Source organism: Streptomyces sp. P9-A4, from assembly GCF_036634195.1.
Lineage (GTDB): Bacteria > Actinomycetota > Actinomycetes > Streptomycetales > Streptomycetaceae > Streptomyces.
In genome coordinates, this window is the sequence record NZ_JAZIFY010000001.1 from 5,506,979 (window position 1) to 5,526,833 (window position 19,855).

23 protein-coding genes are annotated in these 19,855 nt (G+C 71.2%); 21 read left to right on the plus strand and 2 right to left on the minus strand.

Annotation, left to right across the window (positions count from 1 at the left end; translation table 11 throughout):
* Positions 1 to 46 precede the first annotated feature (46 nt).
* The gene (gene ftsH / locus V4Y03_RS24935) at positions 47 to 1,966 is read left to right on the plus strand and encodes an ATP-dependent zinc metalloprotease FtsH (RefSeq protein WP_317875277.1); all 1,920 of its coding nucleotides are present in this window, start codon (positions 47 to 49) and stop codon (positions 1,964 to 1,966) included.
* Positions 1,967 to 2,164: 198 nt separating this feature from the next.
* Here the strand turns inward: ftsH and V4Y03_RS24940 are convergent, their stop codons facing one another.
* Complete coding sequence (locus V4Y03_RS24940; protein WP_332436340.1) at positions 2,165 to 2,896, minus strand: class I SAM-dependent methyltransferase; 732 nt, start codon at positions 2,894 to 2,896, stop codon at positions 2,165 to 2,167.
* A gap of 394 nt (positions 2,897 to 3,290) precedes the next feature.
* Between V4Y03_RS24940 and V4Y03_RS24945 the strand changes: the two genes are divergently transcribed.
* From V4Y03_RS24945 to V4Y03_RS25025, 17 genes are all read left to right on the plus strand, one after another.
* A complete protein-coding gene (locus tag V4Y03_RS24945) occupies positions 3,291 to 3,884 on the plus strand; it encodes a hypothetical protein (protein ID WP_024755886.1) in 594 nt (197 codons plus the stop codon).
* Between the two features lie 155 nt (positions 3,885 to 4,039).
* Positions 4,040 to 4,483 (plus strand): 30S ribosomal protein S16, encoded by a 444-nt coding sequence (rpsP, locus tag V4Y03_RS24950; protein ID WP_024755885.1) that lies wholly within the window; start codon positions 4,040 to 4,042, stop codon positions 4,481 to 4,483.
* Positions 4,484 to 4,485: 2 nt separating this feature from the next.
* Positions 4,486 to 4,725: an RNA-binding protein gene (locus tag V4Y03_RS24955; RefSeq protein ID WP_005311361.1), complete on the plus strand. Its 240-nt coding sequence runs from the start codon at positions 4,486 to 4,488 to the stop codon at positions 4,723 to 4,725.
* 116 nt (positions 4,726 to 4,841) lie between these two features.
* Positions 4,842 to 5,399 carry a ribosome maturation factor RimM gene (gene rimM / locus V4Y03_RS24960; RefSeq protein ID WP_317874032.1) on the plus strand — a complete coding sequence of 186 codons (558 nt, stop codon included), beginning with the start codon at positions 4,842 to 4,844 and terminating at the stop codon, positions 5,397 to 5,399.
* On the plus strand, positions 5,396 to 6,217 hold the full coding sequence (gene trmD, locus V4Y03_RS24965) for a tRNA (guanosine(37)-N1)-methyltransferase TrmD (protein ID WP_317874031.1): 822 nt from the start codon (positions 5,396 to 5,398) through the stop codon (positions 6,215 to 6,217). The genes rimM and trmD overlap by 4 nt, the downstream gene beginning before the upstream one ends.
* A gap of 128 nt (positions 6,218 to 6,345) precedes the next feature.
* The gene (rplS, locus tag V4Y03_RS24970; protein WP_317874030.1) at positions 6,346 to 6,696 is read left to right on the plus strand and encodes a 50S ribosomal protein L19; all 351 of its coding nucleotides are present in this window, start codon (positions 6,346 to 6,348) and stop codon (positions 6,694 to 6,696) included.
* A gap of 69 nt (positions 6,697 to 6,765) precedes the next feature.
* A complete protein-coding gene (gene lepB, locus V4Y03_RS24975) occupies positions 6,766 to 7,557 on the plus strand; it encodes a signal peptidase I (protein ID WP_332436342.1) in 792 nt (263 codons plus the stop codon).
* Positions 7,550 to 8,584 carry a signal peptidase I gene (gene lepB, locus V4Y03_RS24980; protein WP_317874028.1) on the plus strand — a complete coding sequence of 345 codons (1,035 nt, stop codon included), beginning with the start codon at positions 7,550 to 7,552 and terminating at the stop codon, positions 8,582 to 8,584. Before lepB (V4Y03_RS24975) ends, lepB (V4Y03_RS24980) begins: the two co-directional genes overlap by 8 nt.
* Positions 8,508 to 9,428 (plus strand): signal peptidase I, encoded by a 921-nt coding sequence (gene lepB, locus V4Y03_RS24985; protein ID WP_317874036.1) that lies wholly within the window; start codon positions 8,508 to 8,510, stop codon positions 9,426 to 9,428. The genes lepB (V4Y03_RS24980) and lepB (V4Y03_RS24985) overlap by 77 nt, the downstream gene beginning before the upstream one ends.
* A 72-nt stretch (positions 9,429 to 9,500) precedes the next feature.
* On the plus strand, positions 9,501 to 10,268 hold the full coding sequence (gene lepB, locus V4Y03_RS24990; RefSeq protein WP_332436343.1) for a signal peptidase I: 768 nt from the start codon (positions 9,501 to 9,503) through the stop codon (positions 10,266 to 10,268).
* The gene (locus V4Y03_RS24995; RefSeq protein ID WP_332436344.1) at positions 10,265 to 10,840 is read left to right on the plus strand and encodes an NUDIX hydrolase; all 576 of its coding nucleotides are present in this window, start codon (positions 10,265 to 10,267) and stop codon (positions 10,838 to 10,840) included. The genes lepB (V4Y03_RS24990) and V4Y03_RS24995 overlap by 4 nt, the downstream gene beginning before the upstream one ends.
* Before the next feature lie 55 nt (positions 10,841 to 10,895).
* The gene (locus V4Y03_RS25000; protein WP_005311352.1) at positions 10,896 to 11,204 is read left to right on the plus strand and encodes a DUF2469 domain-containing protein; all 309 of its coding nucleotides are present in this window, start codon (positions 10,896 to 10,898) and stop codon (positions 11,202 to 11,204) included.
* 110 nt (positions 11,205 to 11,314) lie between these two features.
* Positions 11,315 to 11,680: a YraN family protein gene (locus tag V4Y03_RS25005; RefSeq protein ID WP_317874025.1), complete on the plus strand. Its 366-nt coding sequence runs from the start codon at positions 11,315 to 11,317 to the stop codon at positions 11,678 to 11,680.
* 1 nt (position 11,681) lies between these two features.
* Positions 11,682 to 13,304 carry a YifB family Mg chelatase-like AAA ATPase gene (locus V4Y03_RS25010; RefSeq protein ID WP_332436345.1) on the plus strand — a complete coding sequence of 541 codons (1,623 nt, stop codon included), beginning with the start codon at positions 11,682 to 11,684 and terminating at the stop codon, positions 13,302 to 13,304.
* Positions 13,301 to 14,539, plus strand: coding sequence for a DNA-processing protein DprA (dprA, locus tag V4Y03_RS25015; protein WP_332436346.1), 1,239 nt, complete (start codon positions 13,301 to 13,303; stop codon positions 14,537 to 14,539). The genes V4Y03_RS25010 and dprA overlap by 4 nt, the downstream gene beginning before the upstream one ends.
* A gap of 245 nt (positions 14,540 to 14,784) precedes the next feature.
* Positions 14,785 to 15,621, plus strand: a complete 837-nt coding sequence (gene whiG / locus V4Y03_RS25020) for an RNA polymerase sigma factor WhiG (RefSeq protein WP_317874022.1) — start codon at positions 14,785 to 14,787, stop codon at positions 15,619 to 15,621.
* 53 nt (positions 15,622 to 15,674) lie between these two features.
* Positions 15,675 to 16,241, plus strand: coding sequence for a TetR/AcrR family transcriptional regulator (locus V4Y03_RS25025; RefSeq protein ID WP_317874035.1), 567 nt, complete (start codon positions 15,675 to 15,677; stop codon positions 16,239 to 16,241).
* Between the two features lie 103 nt (positions 16,242 to 16,344).
* Here V4Y03_RS25025 and V4Y03_RS25030 read toward each other — a convergent pair whose 3' ends face one another.
* Positions 16,345 to 16,794, minus strand: a complete 450-nt coding sequence (locus V4Y03_RS25030; RefSeq protein WP_332436347.1) for a murein hydrolase activator EnvC family protein — start codon at positions 16,792 to 16,794, stop codon at positions 16,345 to 16,347.
* A 252-nt stretch (positions 16,795 to 17,046) separates the two neighbouring features.
* Between V4Y03_RS25030 and rpsB the strand changes: the two genes are divergently transcribed.
* From rpsB to pyrH, 3 genes are all read left to right on the plus strand, one after another.
* Positions 17,047 to 17,979: a 30S ribosomal protein S2 gene (gene rpsB / locus V4Y03_RS25035; RefSeq protein ID WP_332436348.1), complete on the plus strand. Its 933-nt coding sequence runs from the start codon at positions 17,047 to 17,049 to the stop codon at positions 17,977 to 17,979.
* Positions 17,980 to 18,082: 103 nt separating this feature from the next.
* The gene (tsf, locus tag V4Y03_RS25040; RefSeq protein ID WP_317874019.1) at positions 18,083 to 18,919 is read left to right on the plus strand and encodes a translation elongation factor Ts; all 837 of its coding nucleotides are present in this window, start codon (positions 18,083 to 18,085) and stop codon (positions 18,917 to 18,919) included.
* A 165-nt stretch (positions 18,920 to 19,084) separates the two neighbouring features.
* Positions 19,085 to 19,849, plus strand: coding sequence for a UMP kinase (gene pyrH, locus V4Y03_RS25045; RefSeq protein ID WP_317874018.1), 765 nt, complete (start codon positions 19,085 to 19,087; stop codon positions 19,847 to 19,849).
* Positions 19,850 to 19,855 lie beyond the last annotated feature (6 nt).

Genomic DNA, 19,855 nt, shown 5'->3' on the forward strand with positions numbered 1-19,855 from the left:
TCCCGCTCTCCGATACTGGGGCCACAGCCGCCCCGAGGAGAGCCACGTGGCCAACCCCGTACCCCCGCGCGACCGGACCGACCAGCCCTGGCGCTCGGAAGGGGCCCCGCCGCCCCCCTCGCCGAAGAAGCGGATGCCGGGAGGCTGGGGCAGCCTCATCCTCACCGCGCTCGTCGTCTACCTGATCGCCAACATCGTCCTGTCGTTCTTCAACAAGGGCGACGAGCCGACGATCTCGTACACCGAGTTCGACAAGCAGGTCGCGGCCGGGAACGTCACCAAGATCTACTCCAAGGGCGACGCGATCCAGGGGCAGCTGAAGAACAAGCAGCCCGTCCCCGACGGCGACGGCGACTACACCAAGTTCAAGACCCAGCGGCCGGCCTTCGCCGACGACGGACTGTGGGCGCAGCTCACCAAGCAGAACGTCATCGTCACCGCCGAACCCGTCGTCCAGGAACGCAGCTTCCTCGCCAACCTCCTCATCTCGCTCGCCCCGATGCTGCTGCTCGTCGTCCTGTGGGTGTTCATCGCCCGCCGGATGAGCGCGGGCATGGGCGGCGCGGGCGGCATGCTCGGCCGCAAGACTCCGCCCAAACCCGTGGAACTGGAGGGCGGACAGCGCACCACCTTCGCCGACGTCGCCGGCATCGACGAGGTCGCGGGCGAACTCAACGACGTCGTGGACTTCCTCAAGAACCCGCAGGCCTACCGCGAGATGGGCGCCAAGATGCCCCGCGGCGTCCTGCTGGCCGGCCCGCCCGGCACCGGGAAGACCCTGCTCGCCCGCGCCGTCGCGGGCGAGGCCGGGGTGCCGTTCTTCTCCGCCTCCGCGTCCGAGTTCATCGAGATGATCGTGGGCGTCGGCGCCTCCCGGGTCCGCGAGCTGTTCGCCGAGGCCCGCAAGGTCGCCCCGGCGATCATCTTCATCGACGAGATCGACACCATCGGCCGGGCCCGCGGCGGCGGCTCCGGCATGGGCGGCCACGACGAGCGCGAACAGACCCTCAACCAGATCCTCACCGAGATGGACGGCTTCACCGGCTCCGAGGGCGTCATCGTCCTCGCCGCCACCAACCGCGCCGACGTCCTGGACCCCGCCCTCACCCGGCCCGGCCGCTTCGACCGGATCGTCCACGTCAACCCGCCCGACCGGGGCGGCCGCGAGGCCATCCTCAGGATCCACACCCGGGAGATCCCGCTGGCCAAGAACGTCGACCTGGAGCAGGTGGCGCGGACGACCCCCGGCATGACCGGCGCCGAACTCGCCAACCTCGCCAACGAGGCCGCCCTGCTCGCCGTCAAGCGCGAACAGAAGGCCGTCACCCAGTCCGACCTGTCCGACGCCCTGGAGAAGGTCCAGCTCGGCGCGGAACGCCCGCTGGTGATGCCCGCGGAGGAACGCCGCCGCACCGCGTACCACGAGAGCGGCCACGCCCTGCTCGGCATGCTCCAGCCCGGCGCCGACCCGGTCCGCAAGATCACCATCGTGCCGCGCGGCCGGGCCCTCGGCGTCACCCTCTCCACCCCCGACTCCGACAAGTACGCCTACACCGAGGACTACCTGCGCGGCCGGATCATCGGCGCCCTCGGCGGCATGGCCGCCGAACAGGTGGTGTTCGGGGTCGTCACCACCGGCTCCGAGAGCGACCTGGAGCAGGTCACCAACATCGCCCGGGGCATGACGGGACGCTGGGGCATGAGCGAGCGCGTGGGCCGGCTCACCGCCATCCCGGGCGACACACAGGGGGCGTACGGCCTCTCGGCGGCCCCCTCGACCCTCGACACCGTCGACGCGGAGATGCGCCGGATCGTCGACGAGTGCTACGAGAAGGCCGTACGGCTGCTCCAGGAGCACCGCGACCAGCTGGACGCGCTGGCCGCGGCGCTCCTGGAGAACGAGACCCTGGAGGAGGCCGACGCCTATCGCGCGGCGAGCATCACGCGCATCCGCAAGGAGGGCTGAGGGCGCCGGGGGAGCGGGGGCGCCGCCGAGGGCCGAGGCTCCCTCCCGGAAGCGGGCCGGGGGCCGGCGGACGGCGGCGGGACCGGAAGCGGGCCGGGGGCCGGCGGACGGCGGCGGGACCGGAAGCGGGCCGGGGGCCGGCCGACGGCGGCGAGACCGGAGGCGGGCCGGGGCGCCGCCGGACAGCGGCGGAACGGTCTACGGCACCCGGGCGACCACGTACCGGAAGACGTTCGGCATCCACACCGTGCCGTCCGCGCGCAGATGCGGGGCGAGGGCCTCCCCGATCTCCTTCTCCACCCGGGAGAGGTCCGTCGCCCCGACCGCCTCGTCGTACGCCCCCGTCGACAGCAGCCCCCGTACCGCGCTCGCCTCGCTCGCGTACCCGAAGGGGCAGGCCACCCGCCCCGATCCCGCCGGCCGCAGCCCCGAGGCCGCCACCAGGCCGTCCAGGTCGGCCCGGAACCCCCGCCGTGCGTCCTGGTCCGCGAGCCGTTCCGCGACCCGCAGCACCGGCTCCGTGGCACAGCTCTCCGGCGGCCCCCAGCCGGCCAGTACGACCGCCGCACCCGACTGCGCCGAACGGGTGAGTGCCAGCAGCTCCGGGAGCACCTCGTCCGTCGCGTGGAAGGCCGTGATCACGTCGTACGGACCGGCCTCCGGCGCATCCCCGGTGACCGTGACGCCCTCCGGCAGCCGCTCCCTGGCCAGCTCCACGCGCGCGTGGTCCCGGTCCGCGCCGGCGACCCCGGCACCCCGCGCGGACGCCATCAGCAGAGCGAGGCCCGAGCCGCAGCCGAGGCCCAGGACCCGGGAGCCGGCGCCCACGCCGAGGCGCTCGTACACCGCCTCGTAGAGCGGGACCAGCATCCGTTCCTGGATCTCGGCCCAGTCACGCGCGGGGTGGTGCGGGACGAGCGTAGGTGCCATGGAAACGTGCCCCAATCCGTGCTCGGACGACAGCCCCCCGTAGTCAGGGAACTGCGCATCCCGGGCCGCGTCCAGTGCTCGCACCGCACCGATTCGCCCGGGGGAGCGGCCGGGGCGGGGGTGGTGGGCACACCCCCGCGCGGGACCGGGTAATGTCCGTGCAAAGCTTCCCGGCCCGGCCCGGGAACCGTTCCCCCGGGGGCGCGCGCACCACGGCCACGCGCCGGGGCGTATGCGCTACTACGCACCAGCTTGACGCCCCCTGCGCGGCTTCTCCGCAGATCGACGCACTGGCCCTCGTCACGACACATCAAGGGCAACTGACGGGTACGTGCAAAATATTTGGGATGCCCCGGAATGGAACCCGAGGGCGCATCGGCTCGTTGTACGCGACGTGAGCACGACACCACCTGTTCTCGCCGCAGAGCTGGCACAGGCGTGGGCCGACATTCAGCGGCACCACCCCGAGCTGCCCGATCTTGCCGCGCCCGAGTCCCTGATCGGAGAGTCCTCGTCCGCCTGCGGCGCCGAGCTCTCCTTCGAACGACTGCTCCACGAGGCAGTCCACGGCATCGCCGCCGCCCGGGGTGTCCGCGACACCTCCCGCGCCGGCCGCTACCACAACCGCAGATTCCTCGCGATCGCCGAGGAGATGGGCCTCGACCACCCCGAGGAGCCACACGCCAGCAGTGGCTTCTCCCTGGTCACGCTCAACCCCGAGGCGAGGCGCCGCTACCGGCCCACCATCGAGCGGCTCCAGCGCGCCCTCAAGGCGCACACGGTCGCCACGGCGGCCGACACCAAGCGTTCCTTCCGGGGCCCGGCGGCCCGGCACGGCTCCTCCGGCGGCGGCGTGCGCGTCAAGGCCGTCTGCGACTGCGGGCGGAACGTGCGCGTGGTCCCGTCGGTGCTCGCCCAGGCCCCGATCGTCTGCGGCGGCTGCGGCAAGCCCTTCCGTATCCCGGAGACCGTGGGCGCCGCGAGCTGACCTCGCGGTGTGTGGCACAATGGCTAGCTGTACTCGACAGTCGCACAGGACCCCTCTCTCCTCCGGCTGACGCGTCCATCGGGCATCCGAGTACCGCAACCCCACGTGGCATCTCAAAGTGCCCAACCACGTCAAGACCAGGAGACACCACTCCAGTGGCAGTCAAGATCAAGCTCAAGCGCCTCGGCAAGATCCGCCAGCCGCACTACCGCATCGTCGTCGCCGACTCGCGCACCCGTCGTGACGGTCGCGCGATCGAGGAGATCGGCCTCTACCACCCGACGTACAACCCGTCGCGTATCGAGGTCGACTCCGAGCGTGCGCAGTACTGGCTGTCCGTCGGCGCCCAGCCGACCGAGCCGGTTCTCGCCATCCTGAAGCTCACCGGCGACTGGCAGAAGGCCAAGGGCCTCCCGGCCCCCGAGAAGGCCCTGCTCGTCCCGGCGACGAAGGAAGCCAAGCGCGCTTCGTTCGACGAGTTCGCCAAGGCCCTCGAGGGCGGCGACGACAAGGGTGAGGCCATCACCCCGAAGGCCAAGAAGGCCGACAAGAAGGCGGACGAGGCCGAGGCCGCGTCCACCGAGTCGACCGAGGCCTGATCATGCTCGAGGAGGCTCTCGAGCACCTCGTGAAGGGCATTGTCGACAACCCCGACGACGTGCAGGTCGCCTCGCGCAACCTGCGCCGTGGCCGCGTGCTGGAGGTCCGGGTCCACCCCGACGACCTCGGCAAGGTGATCGGCCGCAACGGCCGCACCGCGCGTGCGCTGCGTACCGTCGTGGGCGCCATCGGCGGCCGTGGCATCCGGGTCGACCTCGTCGACGTGGACCAGGTCCGCTGAACAGGCCGGCAGCATCACCTTAGTTGTGCCGGCACGGGCCGGGGAGGGCTTACGAGCCCACCCCGGCCCGTTGTCGTTCGCGTCGTACGAGCTGTGTGACAGGAGAGTGTGGAGCAGTGCAGTTGGTAGTCGCGCGGATCGGCCGCGCCCACGGCATCAAGGGCGAGGTCACCGTCGAGGTACGGACGGACGAGCCCGAACTCAGGCTCGGCCCGGGTGCCGTACTGCGCACCGACCCGGCCACCGCCGGGCCGCTGACCATCGAGACCGGCCGGGTCCACAGCGGAAGGCTGTTGCTGCGCTTCGAGGGCGTCCGCGACCGCACCGCCGCCGAGGCCCTGCGCAACATCCTCCTCATCGCCGAGGTCGACCCCACGGAGATGCCCGAGGAGGAGGACGAGTACTACGACCACCAGCTCATGGACCTCGACGTGGTCCTCGCCGACGGCACCGAGATCGGCCGGATCACCGAGATCTCCCACCTGCCGTCCCAGGACCTCTTCATCGTCGAGTGCCCCGACGGCAGCGAGCTGATGATCCCGTTCGTCGAGTCGATCGTCATCGAGATCGACCTGGAGGAGCAGCGGGCCGTCATCGACCCGCCGCCCGGCCTGATCGACGACCGCGCCGAGATCGTCTCCAGCCGCGACGCCGAGCAGGGTGACGAGGCATGAGGCTCGACGTCGTCACGATCTTCCCCGAGTACCTCGAACCGCTTAACGTCTCCCTCGTCGGCAAGGCACGCGCGCGCGGACAGCTCGACGTCCACGTCCACGACCTGCGCGACTGGACGTACGACCGGCACAACACCGTCGACGACACCCCGTACGGCGGCGGCCCCGGCATGGTCATGAAGACCGACCCCTGGGGCGACGCGCTCGACCAGACCCTCGCCGACGGCTACGAGAGCGGCGCCCACGGCCCGGTCGTCGTCGTCCCCACCCCCAGCGGGCGCCCCTTCACCCAGGAGCTGGCCGTCGAACTGTCCGAGCGGCCCTGGCTGATCTTCACCCCGGCCCGCTACGAGGGCATCGACCGCCGCGTGATGGACGAGTACGCGACCCGGATGCCGGTCTACGAGGTCTCCATCGGCGACTACGTGCTGGCCGGCGGCGAGGCCGCCGTCCTCGTCGTCACCGAGGCCGTCGCCCGCCTCCTGCCCGGTGTCCTCGGCAACGCCGAGTCCCACCGCGACGACTCCTTCGCCCCCGGGGCCATGGCCAACCTCCTGGAGGGCCCCGTCTACACCAAGCCCCCCGAGTGGCGCGGCCGGGGCATCCCCGACGTCCTCCTCAGCGGGCACCACGGCAAGATCGCCCGCTGGCGGCGCGACGAGGCCTTCCGCCGCACCGCCGCCAACCGGCCCGACCTCATCGAGCGCTGCGACCCGGCGGCCTTCGACAAGAAGGACCGCGAGATCCTCTCGATGATGGGGTGGGCGCCCGAGCCCGGCGGCCGATTTTGGCGCAGGCTCGAAGACGTGGAAGAATAGGCCGCTGTCGTCCGTCCGGCGCGCGCCCCTGCCACAGGGGGAACGACGCCGCCAGGAACGGACGATCTTCCGAATACCTTCGAACGTACCGCTGATGACCTGTGGCATCAGCGAGGAAAGAGACCTCCATGGCCTCCCTGCTCGACCAGGTCAACGCGGCCGCGCTCCGCTCCGACCTCCCCGCCTTCCGCCCCGGCGACACCGTGAACGTCCACGTGCGCGTCATCGAAGGCAACCGCTCCCGCATCCAGCAGTTCAAGGGTGTCGTCATCCGCCGCCAGGGCTCGGGCGTCAGCGAGACCTTCACGGTCCGCAAGGTCTCGTTCTCCGTCGGCGTCGAGCGCACCTTCCCGGTGAACAGCCCGATCTTCGAGAAGATCGAGCTCGTCACCCGCGGTGACGTCCGTCGCGCCAAGCTCTACTACCTGCGCGAGCTGCGCGGCAAGGCTGCCAAGATCAAGGAGAAGCGCGACCGCTGAGCTTCGGCTCCCGGCACGCTCGACGCTTACGAGCCCTCGGACAGGCAGGCCGGATAGGCTCTGCCACCGATGGACACCGAAGCACAGCACACGGAGCGCGACCCCTCTTCCGGCACGGATTCGTCCGGCACGGAGGAAGGGTCGCGCTCCGCGCGCGTTCCCGAGGATTCCAGGACCCCGGTGTCCTGGCGGCGCACGGCCTTCGGCGGCGGCGCCTGCGTGGCCTTCCTGCTCCTCCTGAGCCACTTCGTACTGCAGCCCTTCCTGATCCCCAGCGGATCCATGGAACCGACCCTCCAGGTCGGCGACCGCATCCTGGTCAACAAGGTGGCGTACCGTTTCGGCAGTGAGCCCCGGCGAGGCGACGTCGTCGTCTTCGACGGCACCGGCTCCTTCGTACAGGAAGAGCCCCCGGGCAACCCCGTCACCGGCCTCCTCCACGACGGCGCCGCCGCCCTCGGCCTCGCCGAACCCGACGAGACCGACTTCGTGAAGCGGGTCGTCGGCATCGGCGGCGACCGGGTGGTCTGCTGCGACAAGGACAGCCGGCTCACCGTCAACGGCGTCCCCGTCCAGGAGCGTTACGTGATGCCCGGCGACCAGCCGTCCAGCGTGCCCTTCGACATCGTCGTCCCGCAGGACAGGCTCTGGGTCATGGGCGACCACCGCAGCCAGTCCAGCGACTCCCGCGACCACCTCGGCAACCCCGGCGGCGGCATGGTCCCCGTCGACAAGGTCATCGGGCGCGCCGACTGGATCGCCTGGCCCTTCGCCCGCTGGTCCACAGTGGCCGAGACCGGCGCCTTCGACGCCGTACCGGCCGCCCCGGCCGGCGGACACGGGGCGGGGGCCCATGGGTAGCCGGGGACGCCCGCCCGGCGGAACCGGCCGGAGCCCCGCACAGGAATCCGGCCAGGCCCTGCCGGGACGGGCCGAACGGCGCAGGCTCGCCCGCAAGGTGAAGCGGCGACGGCAGCGCTCCGCGCTCCGCGAGATCCCCGTCCTCGTGACGGTGGCCGTGCTCATCGCGCTCGTCCTCAAGACCTTCCTGGTCCAGGCCTTCGTCATCCCCTCCGGCTCCATGGAACAGACGATCCGCATCTCCGACCGGGTCCTCGTCGACAAGCTCACCCCCTGGTTCGGCTCCCGGCCGCAGCGCGGCGACGTCGTCGTCTTCAAGGACCCCGGCAACTGGCTCCAGCAGGAGGCCACCCCGCCCGCCGACGACCCGGTGGGCATCAAACAGGCCAAACAGGCGCTCACCTTCATCGGGCTGCTGCCCTCGGCCGACGACCGGGACCTGATCAAGCGGGTCGTCGCCGTCGGGGGAGACACCGTCCGCTGCTGCGGCGAGGACGGGCGGCTCACCGTCAACGGCGTACCGCTGGACGAGCCGTACCTGCATCCGGGGAACCCGCCGTCCACCATCCCGTTCGAGGTGAAGGTCCCCGAGGGGCGGATCTTCGTGCTCGGCGACCACCGCTCCAACTCGGCCGACTCCCGCTTCCATCTCGACGAGAAGGGCCACGGCACGGTGTCCGAGGAGCAGGTCGTGGGGCGCGCGGTGGTGATCGCCTGGCCCTTCGGCCACTGGCGGCGCCTGGAGGAGAGATCGACCTTCGACGCCGTTCCGGACGCCAGTGCGAGTTCCGAGTCCGCGCGCGGTCTGTCGCATAGTGTGTCCCAGCGGAATCTCAACGGATTCACCGGGCTCCCGACCCCTGCGGAACTTCTGCTCGTTATGGGAGTGGTGGGCCTGTCCCTGACCCGGGACGGGCGTTCGCACGGACTGAGGAGTGGATGTGGGGGATTTGGCCGTCGGCGCACGATCCGGACACGATGGGCCCGACAAGGGGGCCGACGGGGCCTTCGACGACACGACGGGTGACGACGTGACGGGTGACGAGCAGACGCAGCCGCCGGGCGGCGACGCGCCGGACGACGCGGCGGGCGGGTCCGGCCGGGCCCCGAAGAAGCAGCGTTCCTTCTGGAAGGAACTGCCCCTCCTCGTCGGCATCGCGCTCGTACTCGCCCTGCTGATCAAGACCTTCCTGGTACAGGCGTTCTCGATCCCGTCGGAATCGATGATGAACACGCTCGTCAAGGGCGACCGGGTCCTCGTCGACAAGCTGACGCCCTGGTTCGGCTCCGAGCCCGAGCGCGGCGAAGTCGTCGTCTTCCACGACCCGGGCGGCTGGCTCGAAGGCCAGCAGACACCCACGCCGAACGTCGTCCAGAAGTTCCTCAGCTTCATCGGCCTCATGCCGTCCGCCGAGGAGAAGGACCTCATCAAGCGCGTCATCGCCGTCGGCGGCGACACCGTCTCCTGCAAGGAGGGCGGCAAGGTCGTCCTCAACGGCGTGGCACTGGACGAGACCTCGTACCTCTACCCCGGCTCCGTCCCCTGCCAGGACTCCTTCGGTCCCATCAAGGTCCCCGAGGGCCGCATCTGGGTCATGGGCGACAACCGCCAGAACTCCCTGGACTCCCGCTTCCACCAGCAGCTCCCCGGTGGCGGCACGGTCTCCAACGACGAGGTCGTCGGCCGCGCCGTGGTGATCGCCTGGCCCGTCACCCGCTGGGCCACCCTGCCGGTGCCCGACATCTTCGACCAGCCCGGCCTCAACAAGGCCATGACCGCCGCCCCCCTCGGCGCGGCCGGCCTCGCCGGAGCGCTCCCGCTGGTGCTGTGGCGCCGCAAGAAGCTCGCCGCCCGGCATACCGCCGAGTAGCGACCCGCGGGTAGGGTGCCGTCCCGGACGGTCGACGGACCACCGTCCGTCACCGACCCACGGGGTGCGCACATGAGCGGAACCATACGGACGAAGGGCGGCCACGGCCGCCTCGGCAGCGTGCTGTCGGGGCTGGCCGTGGCCGTCGGCTGTGTGCTCTTCCTCGGCGGATTCGGCTGGGGAGCCATGCTCTACCAGCCGTACACCATCCCCTCGCAGTCCATGACCCCCACACTCGACGTGGGCTCCCGGGTCCTCGCCCAGCGCGTCGACGGCGCCGAGGTGCGGCGCGGAGACGTCGTGGTCTTCCGCGACCCCCTCTGGGGCGACGCGCCCATGGTCAAACGGGTCGCGGGCATCGGCGGCGACACCGTCGCCTGCTGCGACCGGGACGGACGCCTCACCGTCAACGGCACCCCCGTCGACGAGCCCTACGTCGAGCCCGGCCCCGAAGGCCGCGTCACCGCCTCCGACAAGGCGTTCTCCGTCACCGTCCCGGCGGACAGCCTCTTCCTCCTCGGCGACGACCGGCACCTCTCCCTCGACTCCCGCTCCCACCTGGAAGACGCCGGACAGGGCTCCGTGCCCCGCTCCACGGTCACCGGCAGGGTCGACGCCGTCGTCTGGCCCGCCAAGGGCCTCCTGGACCGCCCCACGGGCTTCGCGGCACTCCCGGGCGGCACCTCCGAACCCGGGCCCCTGCACCTCCTCCTCACCGCGATCGGCGCCGGCGCCCTCCTGATCGTGCTCGGCGCCGCGTACGGCCCGGTGGCACGCCTCTTCACGAAGCGCCGCCCGACGGGACCGCGCACCGGGCAACGGGAGAGGGTGGGGGCATGACGGAACCGGAACCGGGGACGGAGCCGAGACCGACCGGGACCGATGCCCAGCCGTCCACCCGGTCCGGTGCCGAACCCGGGCCCGTCCTGCGGCGGCGGGTCGCCCGGGTCGTACTCCTCGACCCCGACGACCGCGTCCTGCTGATGCACGGTCACGAGCCCGACGACCCGGCCGACACCTGGTGGTTCACCCCCGGCGGCGGCCTGGAGGGCGACGAGACCCACGAACAGGCCGCGCTGCGGGAACTCGCCGAGGAGACCGGCATCACCGAGGTCGACCTCGGACCCGTCCTCTGGAAGCGGTACTGCTCCTTCCCCTTCGACGGGCGGCGCTGGCACCAGGACGAGTGGTACTACCTGGCCCGCACCCGGGGAACGGAGACCGCGCCCCGGCCGCAGGCCCTCACCGAACTGGAGACCCGCAGCCTCGCGGGCCTCAGATGGTGGACCTCCGCCGAACTGTCGGCGACCCATGAGACGGTGTACCCGACCAGACTCGCCGAGCTGCTGCGCACGCTGCTCGACGAGGGACCTCCGAGTGCCCCGGTGGTTCTCGCCCCGGAAATCGTTTAGGGGCGCGTCCGCCTGGCGCACAATAGGGGGACGCACGGCTGAAGGGGAACATGCCATGAGCGCCGAGGACCTCGAGAAGTACGAGACCGAGATGGAGCTGAAGCTCTACCGGGAGTACCGCGATGTCGTCGGGCTGTTCAAATACGTGATCGAGACCGAGCGGCGCTTCTACCTCACCAACGACTACGAGATGCAGGTGCACTCGGTCCAGGGCGAGGTCTTCTTCGAGGTCAGCATGGCCGACGCCTGGGTCTGGGACATGTACCGTCCGGCCAGGTTCGTCAAGCAGGTCCGCGTCCTCACCTTCAAGGACGTGAACATCGAGGAGCTCAACAAGAGCGACCTCGAACTGCCCGGCAGCTGACCCCGGCTCACCCCCACGAGTGAGCGGGTTGTCCACAGCCCACGGACCGTCCACAGCGCCGCACACGATCCACCCACCTCCGTCACAGTCGGTGACGGAGGTGGTGCCGTATGAACAAGACCCAGGCACTCGGACGGTACGGAGAAGAGCTGGCGACCCGCCGGCTCACCGCGACCGGCATGCACATCCTCGCCCGCAACTGGCGCTGCGGCCGGACCGGCGAGATCGACATCGTCGCCCGCGACGGCGACACCCTCGTCATCTGCGAGGTCAAGACCCGCCGCCACGGCGGCTACGAAGACCCGATGGCCGCCGTCACACCCCGCAAGGCCGACCGGCTCCGCCGCCTCGCCGCCTGCTGGCTCGACCGCCACGACACCCCCGCCCCGCACGGCGGCATCCGCATCGACCTCATCGGTATCGTCCTGCCCCACCGCGGCGCCCCCGTCCTCACCCACGCCCAGGGGGTGGCCTGAGATGGGATTCGCCCGCACCTGCTCCGTCGCACTCCTCGGCGTCGAAGGCGTCGTCGTCGAGGTACAGGCCGACCTCGAACCGGGAGTCGCCGCCTTCACCCTCGTCGGACTCCCCGACAAAAGCCTCACCGAAAGCCGCGACCGCGTCCGCGCCGCCGTCGTCAACTCCGGTGCCGAATGGCCCCAGAAGAAACTCACCGTAGGACTCAGCCCCGCATCCGTCCCCAAGAGCGGATCCGGATTCGACCTCGCCATCGCGGCAAGCGTCCTCGGCGCCGCCGAACGCATCGACCCACGCGCCATCGCCGACCTCGTCCTCATCGGCGAACTCGGACTCGACGGCCGCGTCCGCCCCGTCCGCGGCATCCTGCCCGCCGTCCTCGCCGCCGCCGACGCCGGCTACCGCCAGGTCGTCGTACCCGAACAGACCGCCGGCGAGGCCTCCCTCGTCCCCGGAGTCTCCGTCCTCGGCGTCCGCAGCCTCCGCCAGCTCATCGCCATCCTCACCGACGAACCCGTCCCCGAGGAGGAACCCACCGAAGCGGGCCGCCCCGACGCCATGCTCGCCGGACTCCTCCTCCCCGGCGCCGGCCTCGGCACCGGACTCACCACCGCCCCCGGCGACCCCACCGAAGGCCCCGACCTCGCCGACGTCGCCGGCCAGCACCGCGCCCGCCGCGCCCTCGAAGTCGCCGCCGCCGGCAGCCACCACCTCCTGCTCTCCGGACCACCCGGAGCCGGAAAGACCATGCTGGCCGAACGACTCCCCGGCATCCTCCCGCCCCTCACCCGACAGGAATCCCTCGAAGTCACCGCCGTCCACTCCGTCGCCGGCATCCTCCCGCCCGGCGAACCCCTCGTCCGCCGCGCCCCCTACTGCGCACCCCACCACTCCGCCACCATGCAGTCCCTCGTCGGCGGCGGGAACGGCCTCCCCAGGCCCGGCGCCGTCTCCCTCGCCCACCGCGGCATCCTCTTCCTCGACGAAGCCCCCGAGTTCTCCGGAAAGGCACTCGACGCCCTCCGCCAGCCCCTGGAATCCGGACACGTCGTCATCGCCCGCGCCGCCGGAGTCGTACGCCTCCCCGCCCGCTTCCTCCTCGCCCTCGCCGCCAACCCCTGCCCCTGCGGACGCCACACCCTGCACGGCGCCGGCTGCGAATGCCCCGCCGCCCTCGTCCGCCGCTACCAGGCCCGCCTCTCAGGCCCCCTCCTCGACCGCGTCGACCTACGCCTCGAAGTCGAACCCGTCACCCGCGCCGACCTCCTCGGCCAGGGCGGCCGGGGCGAGAGCACCGCCGCCGTCGCCGAACGCGTCCGCGAAGCCCGCGCCCGCGCCGCCACCCGCCTCGCCGACACCCCCTGGACCGTCAACAGCGAGATCCCCGGACACGAACTCCGCACCCGCTACCTCACGGCCCCCGGAGCCCTCGCCGAGGCCGAACGCGACATCGAACGCGGACTCCTCACCGCCCGCGGCCTCGACCGCGTACTCCGCGTCGCCTGGACCCTCGCCGACCTCGCCGGACACGACCGCCCCGACCACCAGGACATCGCCCTCGCCCTCGAACTGCGCACCGGCATCGCCCGCGGAGTGCCCGTCGGAGCGGGGGAGCGCGCATGACCACCGGCGCCACCACGGACGAGCGACGGGCCCGCGCCGTCCTCAGCCGAGCCATCGAACCCGGCGACGAACACGCCGGCCGCTGGCTCCGCCACTACGGGCCCACCGACTTCGTCACCCACCTGCTCCGGACGCCGGACGGCATGGACGCCCGGGCCTCCCACAGTTCCGGGACCCCCGGTGGGGAGCCCCTTCCCGGGAGCGGAGACCTCGGCGGAGACCCCTTTCCCGGGACCGGCGGCAAACGCGTCGCGTCCTGGCGGCTCCGCGCCACCGCCGCCGACCCCGACCGGGACCTCGACACCGTCCACCGGCTCGGCGGACGCTTCGTCGTCCCCGGCGACACCGAATGGCCCCGTCAACTCGACGACCTGGGAGACACCCGCCCCATCGGCCTCTGGGTCAGAGGCCCCGCCGACCTGCGCACCTGGGCCCTCCGCTCCGTCGCCCTGGTCGGCGCCCGCGCCTGCACCCCGTACGGCGCGCACACCGCCGCCGACCTCGCCACCGGCCTCGCCCGCCACGGCTGGGTCGTCGTCTCCGGCGCGGCCTACGGCATCGACGGCGCCGCGCACCGGGGCGCGCTCGCCGCGGGCGGCGCCACCGTCGCCGTACTCGCCTGCGGGGTCGACACCCCCTACCCCCGCGGCCACGACCAGCTCATCCGCCGCATCGCCGAACAAGGCCTCGTCGTCGGGGAGTTGCCGCCCGACAGCCACCCCACCCCCAGCCGCTTCATCCTCCGCAACAGGGTCATCGCCGCCCTCACCCGCGGCACCGTCGTCATCGAGGCACAGCACCGCAGCGGCTCCCTCGTCACCGCCCGCGCCGCCGCCCGCCTCGGCCGCCACACCATGGGCGTCCCCGGCCCGGTGACCAGCACGCTCTCCGCCGGAGTCCACGAACTCCTGCGCGGTGAGGCCACCCTCGTCACCGACGCCGACGAGATCGTCGAACTCATCGGTGACATGGGGCAGCTCGCGCCGACGCGCCGAGGGCCCGTCCTGCCTCGCGACCTCCTCGCCCCCGCCGCGAAACAGGTCCTCGAAGCGGTCCCCGCGCCCGGCCCCACCCCCACGACCGTCATCGCCCGCCGGGCCGGGACCACCCCGGACGACACCCTCGCCAGGCTGTACGAACTCCACTCCCTCGGCTTTGTCGAACGCCGCGGTGAGGGCTGGCAGTTGACGAACACCGCGACACCCGGGTCGAACGCGCGGCGAGGCGGTACTTGACCTGGAGCATTCGGGTGAAAGGGTGATGCGGATGAACAACCGAGTTCTCTCGGCCGCACCCGAGGGGCCGACGCGCGCCACGGCCCGGGTTCGAAGATGTGGCCGACGGCGTCCACCCGGAGCGGCGCGATCCGCCGATGTTCGCTCACCGCTACGGCGCACTCACGCTACGCTCACCAGAATTCCCACCAGGACACCCGCATCCACATCTCCACACCCGACAGCAGAACGGCTCAAGGCAACGCATGCCCCAGCACACCTCCGGGTCTGACCGCGCTGTGGTGCCCCCAGCAGCCCGGGGCACCGTGCGACCACCCGCACCGACCTCCCTCGACGAACTGTGGCGGTCGTACAAGGACACGGGAGACGAGCGACTGCGGGAGCAGCTGATCCTGCACTACTCACCGCTCGTCAAATACGTCGCCGGACGCGTCAGCGTCGGCCTCCCCTCCAACGTGGAACAGGCCGACTTCGTCTCCTCCGGGGTCTTCGGCCTCATCGACGCCATCGAGAAGTTCGACGTCGAGCGCGCGATCAAGTTCGAGACGTACGCCATCACCCGTATCCGCGGCGCCATGATCGACGAACTCCGCGCCCTGGACTGGATCCCGCGCTCCGTCCGCCAGAAGGCCCGCAACGTCGAGCGCGCCTACGCCACCCTCGAAGCCCAGCTCCGGCGCACCCCCTCCGAGACCGAGGTCGCCGCCGAGATGGACATCACGCTGGAGGAACTGCACGCGGTTTTCAGCCAGTTGTCCCTGGCGAACGTGGTGGCCCTGGAAGAGCTCCTGCACGTCGGCGGCGAGGGCGGCGACCGGCTCTCCCTGATGGACACCCTGGAGGACACGGCCGCCGACAACCCCGTCGAGGTCGCCGAGGGCCGCGAGCTGCGCCGGCTGCTCGCCCGCGCCATCAACACCCTCCCCGAACGGGAGAAGACCGTCGTCACCCTCTACTACTACGAGGGCCTCACCCTGGCGGAGATCGGCCACGTCCTCGGTGTCACCGAGAGCCGTGTCAGCCAGATCCACACCAAGTCCGTCCTCCAGCTCCGCGCCAAGCTGGCCGACGTCGGACGCTGACCGGCGCCGGCCGGTCGTACAGTGGAGCCGTGCCCAGGATTCGAGCGGCCTCCGTGGCCGAGCACCGGACGATGCAGCGCGGCGCCCTCCTGGACGCCGCGCGTTCCCTGCTGTCGGAGGGCGGTACGGAGGCGCTGACCTTCCCCGCACTCGCCGAGCGCACGGGCCTCGCCCGTTCCTCGGTGTACGAGTACTTCCGATCGCGCGCGGCCGTCGTCGAAGAGCTGTGCGCCGTCGACTTCCCCGTCTGGGCCGCCGAGGTCGAGACCGCGATGGACGCGGCGGCCACCCCGAAGGGCAAGGTCGAGGCCTACGTCCGCACCCAGCTGGAGCTGGTCGGGGACCGGCGTCACCGCGCGGTCGTCGCCATCTCGGCGAGCGAGCTCGACGACGGCGCCCGCGAGAAGATCCGCGCGGCCCACGGCGGCCTCGTCGCGATGATCGTCGAAGCCCTCGCCGCCCTGGGCCAGCCCCAGCCCCGGCTGGGCGCCATGCTCCTCCAGGGCGTCGTCGACGCCGCCGTCCGCCGCATCGAACTCGGCGCGGCCGAGAACCCCACGGAGATCGCCGAGGCGGCGGTCGCGATGGCCCTCCATGGAGTCGGCGGCCCTCAAGCCTGATCAACCTGCTGGGGGGCCTCCCCCCCCCACCCCCTCCCTCCCCCCTCCCCCTCCCCCTCCCCCTTCCCCTCTCCCTCCCCCCTTCCCCTCTCCCTCTTCGTGGTCAGTTTCTGAGCGGGAGCAGGCGTGAGGGGGCTCGTTTCGTCAGGAGGAGGGGGTTCAGGTATTGGGTGCCTCGTAGGAGGCCCCAGTGGAGGCAGGACGTCGGGCAGTGGGGGCTCTCGGTGACGTGGGCGATCGGGGTGCCGGGTGTGACAGTGGTGCCGGCGGGGACCAGGGGGGTCACCGGGGTGAAGGTCGTGCGGAGTGGGGGAGTGCCCGTGCCCGGCAGGGTGAGGGTGACGGCGCCGTGGCCGCCGACCGGGCCCGCGAAGGTGACCGTGCCGGCGGCCGGGGCGAGGACCGGGGTGCCGGGGGGTGCGGCGAGGTCGACGCCGCGGTGCCCGGCGGCGTACGGGCCGGGTGGGGGCTGCCAGCCGCGGAGGATCTCGGGCGGTGGCGGGCCCACGGGCCACAGGAGCCCGACGGTGAGGATCAGGGTCATCAGGTGCATGGGGAAAGACTCCCCGGGTGGTTCGGTTCGTGGGGGTCGCGGGCGGTTTCTGTGGACTACCGGCCGGTTGTGGACAGCGCCGTCACCCGCTGCTCCCGGGGTCCCGTACACTTCTCTTGGCGACCCGGGTCACCGGGTCGACTTCGCACGCCCCGCCACTGCCCTCACCGGACGTGGCAGCGCCTTTCGGTCCCTCGTGGGCATGGCGCGCCGGGGCGTCAGGAAAACAACCGAGAAACCAAGGAGATGGCCATGGCCGTCGTCACGATGCGGGAGCTGCTGGAGAGCGGCGTCCACTTCGGTCACCAGACCCGTCGCTGGAACCCGAAGATGAAGCGCTTCATCTTCACCGAGCGCAACGGCATCTACATCATCGACCTGCTCCAGTCGCTGTCGTACATCGACCGCGCCTTCGAGTTCGTCAAGGAGACCGTCGCCCACGGCGGCTCCATCATGTTCGTCGGTACGAAGAAGCAGGCCCAGGAGGCCATCGCCGAGCAGGCGACGCGTGTCGGCATGCCGTACGTCAACCAGCGTTGGCTCGGTGGCATGCTCACCAACTTCTCCACCGTCTACAAGCGTCTGCAGCGCCTCAAGGAGCTCGAGCAGATCGACTTCGAGGACGTCGCCGCTTCTGGTCTCACCAAGAAGGAGCTTCTCGTGCTCTCGCGCGAGAAGGCCAAGCTGGAGAAGACCCTCGGTGGTATCCGCGAGATGTCCAAGGTTCCCAGCGCCGTCTGGATCGTGGACACCAAGAAGGAGCACATCGCCGTCGGCGAGGCTCGCAAGCTGAAGATCCCGGTCGTCGCGATCCTCGACACCAACTGTGACCCCGACGAGGTCGACTACAAGATCCCGGGCAACGACGACGCGATCCGCTCCGTCACCCTGCTCACCCGCGTGATCGCCGACGCCGTCGCCGAGGGCCTCATCGCCCGCTCCGGCGCCGCGACCGGCGACTCGAAGCCGGGCGAGAAGGCCGCCGGCGAGCCCCTCGCCGAGTGGGAGCGCGACCTGCTCGAGGGTGAGAAGAAGGCCGACGACGCCGAGGTCCAGACCTCCGCCGAGACCGAGAAGGTCGCGGACGCCGAGGCTGCCGAGGCCACCGAGGCCGTCGCCGAGGTCGCCGAGGTCGCCGAGGTCGTCGAGGCCGAGGCTCCGGCCGCGGACGCCGAGCAGGCCTGACCCTTCAGGACCTTCGGGTAGTGACGGCGGGGGAGCGCGTTGGCCCCCGCCGTCCACCCGTGGACCCGCCCGATCTTTCAGACTTCGAGAGAGAAACAGACTCATGGCGAACTACACCGCCGCTGACGTCAAGAAGCTCCGCGAGCTCACCGGCGCCGGCATGATGGACTGCAAGAAGGCCCTCGACGAGGCCGACGGCAACGTCGACAAGGCCGTCGAGGCCCTGCGCATCAAGGGCCAGAAGGGCGTCGCCAAGCGCGAGGGCCGCTCCGCCGAGAACGGCGCCGTGGTCTCCCTCATCGCCGACGACAACACCTCCGGCGTCCTCGTCGAGCTGAAGTGCGAGACGGACTTCGTCGCCAAGGGTGACAAGTTCCAGGCCGTCGCCGCCCAGCTGGCCGAGCACGTCGCCGCCTCCGCCCCGGCCGACCTCGAGGCGCTGCTCGCCTCCGAGATCGAGGCCGGCAAGACCGTGCAGGCGTTCGTCGACGAGGCCAACGCCAACCTCGGCGAGAAGATCGTCCTGGACCGCTTCGCGCAGTACGCCGACGGCTTCGTCTACGCGTACATGCACCGCACGATGCCGGACCTCCCGCCGCAGATCGGTGTCCTCGTCGAGTTCGACAAGGCCGACGCCGCCGTCGCCAAGGGTGTCGCCCAGCACATCGCCGCCTTCGCGCCGAAGTACCTCACCCGTGAGGACGTCCCGGCCGAGGTCGTCGAGACCGAGCGTCGCGTCGCCGAGGAGACCACCCGCGCCGAGGGCAAGCCCGAGGCCGCGCTCCCGAAGATTGTCGAGGGTCGCGTGAACGGCTTCTTCAAGGACGCGACGCTGCTCGGTCAGCCGTACGCCCTTGACAACAAGAAGTCCGTCCAGCAGATCCTGGACGAGGCCGGTGTCACCCTGAAGCGCTTCACCCGCATCAAGGTCGGCATCTGAGTCCGTACGCGAACGCGACGGACGCCGGACCCCGGTAGGGTCTGAGGCAGTCGTCACGCGCACGCGCAGGACGACCGCAGATCTGACGAGGAGGCCATTGCCGCACGGGATACCGCGAGGACCCAAAGGCAATGGCCTCCTTCGTATGTGCACGAGGAGATCTCCATGAACCAGGGCGCCGTACAGGGCGACGACAACAACGACAAGCAGGCCGGCCGCTACATGCTGAAGCTGTCCGGAGAAGCCTTCTCCGGCGGTACCGGCCTGGGCGTCGACCCCAACGTCGTGCACGCCATCGCGCGGGAGATCGCGGCCGTCGTCCGCGATGGCGCGGAGATCGCGATCGTGATCGGCGGCGGCAACTTCTTCCGGGGCGCCGAGCTCCAGCAGCGCGGCATGGACCGGGCACGCTCCGACTACATGGGCATGCTCGGCACCGTGATGAACTGCCTCGCCCTCCAGGACTTCCTGGAGAAGGAAGGCATCGACTCCCGCGTCCAGACCGCCATCACCATGGGCCAGGTCGCCGAGCCGTACATCCCGCTGCGCGCCGTGCGCCACCTGGAGAAGGGCCGCGTGGTCATCTTCGGTGCGGGCATGGGCATGCCGTACTTCTCCACGGACACCACCGCTGCCCAGCGCGCCCTGGAGATCGACGCGGAGGCCCTGCTGATGGGCAAGAACGGCGTGGACGGCGTCTACGACTCCGACCCGAAGGCCAACCCCGACGCGGTCAAGTTCGACGCGCTCGAGTACGGCGAGGTGCTCTCCCGCGACCTCAAGGTCGCCGACGCGACGGCCATCACCCTGTGCCGGGACAACAACCTCCCGATCCTCGTCTTCGAACTGCTCACCGAGGGCAATATCGCTCGCGCGGTGAAGGGTGAGAAGATCGGCACGCTCGTGAGCGACCAGGGCACCCGGGCCTGACCCGAA

What these genes read in the sequence shown, in the direction of transcription:
- V4Y03_RS25005 (WP_317874025.1), top strand. Translation starts at nt 11,315, where the DNA reads ATGAACAAGACCCAGGCACTCGGACGGTACGGAGAAGAGCTGGCGACC.
- V4Y03_RS24955 (WP_005311361.1), top strand. Translation starts at nt 4,486, where the DNA reads ATGCTCGAGGAGGCTCTCGAGCACCTCGTGAAGGGCATTGTCGACAAC.
- pyrH (WP_317874018.1), top strand. Translation starts at nt 19,085, where the DNA reads ATGAACCAGGGCGCCGTACAGGGCGACGACAACAACGACAAGCAGGCC.
- V4Y03_RS24940 (WP_332436340.1), bottom strand. Translation starts at nt 2,896, where the DNA reads ATGGCACCTACGCTCGTCCCGCACCACCCCGCGCGTGACTGGGCCGAG.
- rplS (WP_317874030.1), top strand. Translation starts at nt 6,346, where the DNA reads ATGGCCTCCCTGCTCGACCAGGTCAACGCGGCCGCGCTCCGCTCCGAC.
- rpsB (WP_332436348.1), top strand. Translation starts at nt 17,047, where the DNA reads ATGGCCGTCGTCACGATGCGGGAGCTGCTGGAGAGCGGCGTCCACTTC.
- V4Y03_RS25010 (WP_332436345.1), top strand. Translation starts at nt 11,682, where the DNA reads ATGGGATTCGCCCGCACCTGCTCCGTCGCACTCCTCGGCGTCGAAGGC.
- tsf (WP_317874019.1), top strand. Translation starts at nt 18,083, where the DNA reads ATGGCGAACTACACCGCCGCTGACGTCAAGAAGCTCCGCGAGCTCACC.
- lepB (WP_332436343.1), top strand. Translation starts at nt 9,501, where the DNA reads ATGAGCGGAACCATACGGACGAAGGGCGGCCACGGCCGCCTCGGCAGC.
- V4Y03_RS25000 (WP_005311352.1), top strand. Translation starts at nt 10,896, where the DNA reads ATGAGCGCCGAGGACCTCGAGAAGTACGAGACCGAGATGGAGCTGAAG.
- trmD (WP_317874031.1), top strand. Translation starts at nt 5,396, where the DNA reads ATGAGGCTCGACGTCGTCACGATCTTCCCCGAGTACCTCGAACCGCTT.
- V4Y03_RS24995 (WP_332436344.1), top strand. Translation starts at nt 10,265, where the DNA reads ATGACGGAACCGGAACCGGGGACGGAGCCGAGACCGACCGGGACCGAT.
- lepB (WP_332436342.1), top strand. Translation starts at nt 6,766, where the DNA reads ATGGACACCGAAGCACAGCACACGGAGCGCGACCCCTCTTCCGGCACG.
- whiG (WP_317874022.1), top strand. Translation starts at nt 14,785, where the DNA reads ATGCCCCAGCACACCTCCGGGTCTGACCGCGCTGTGGTGCCCCCAGCA.
- V4Y03_RS25030 (WP_332436347.1), bottom strand. Translation starts at nt 16,794, where the DNA reads ATGCACCTGATGACCCTGATCCTCACCGTCGGGCTCCTGTGGCCCGTG.
- dprA (WP_332436346.1), top strand. Translation starts at nt 13,301, where the DNA reads ATGACCACCGGCGCCACCACGGACGAGCGACGGGCCCGCGCCGTCCTC.
- lepB (WP_317874028.1), top strand. Translation starts at nt 7,550, where the DNA reads ATGGGTAGCCGGGGACGCCCGCCCGGCGGAACCGGCCGGAGCCCCGCA.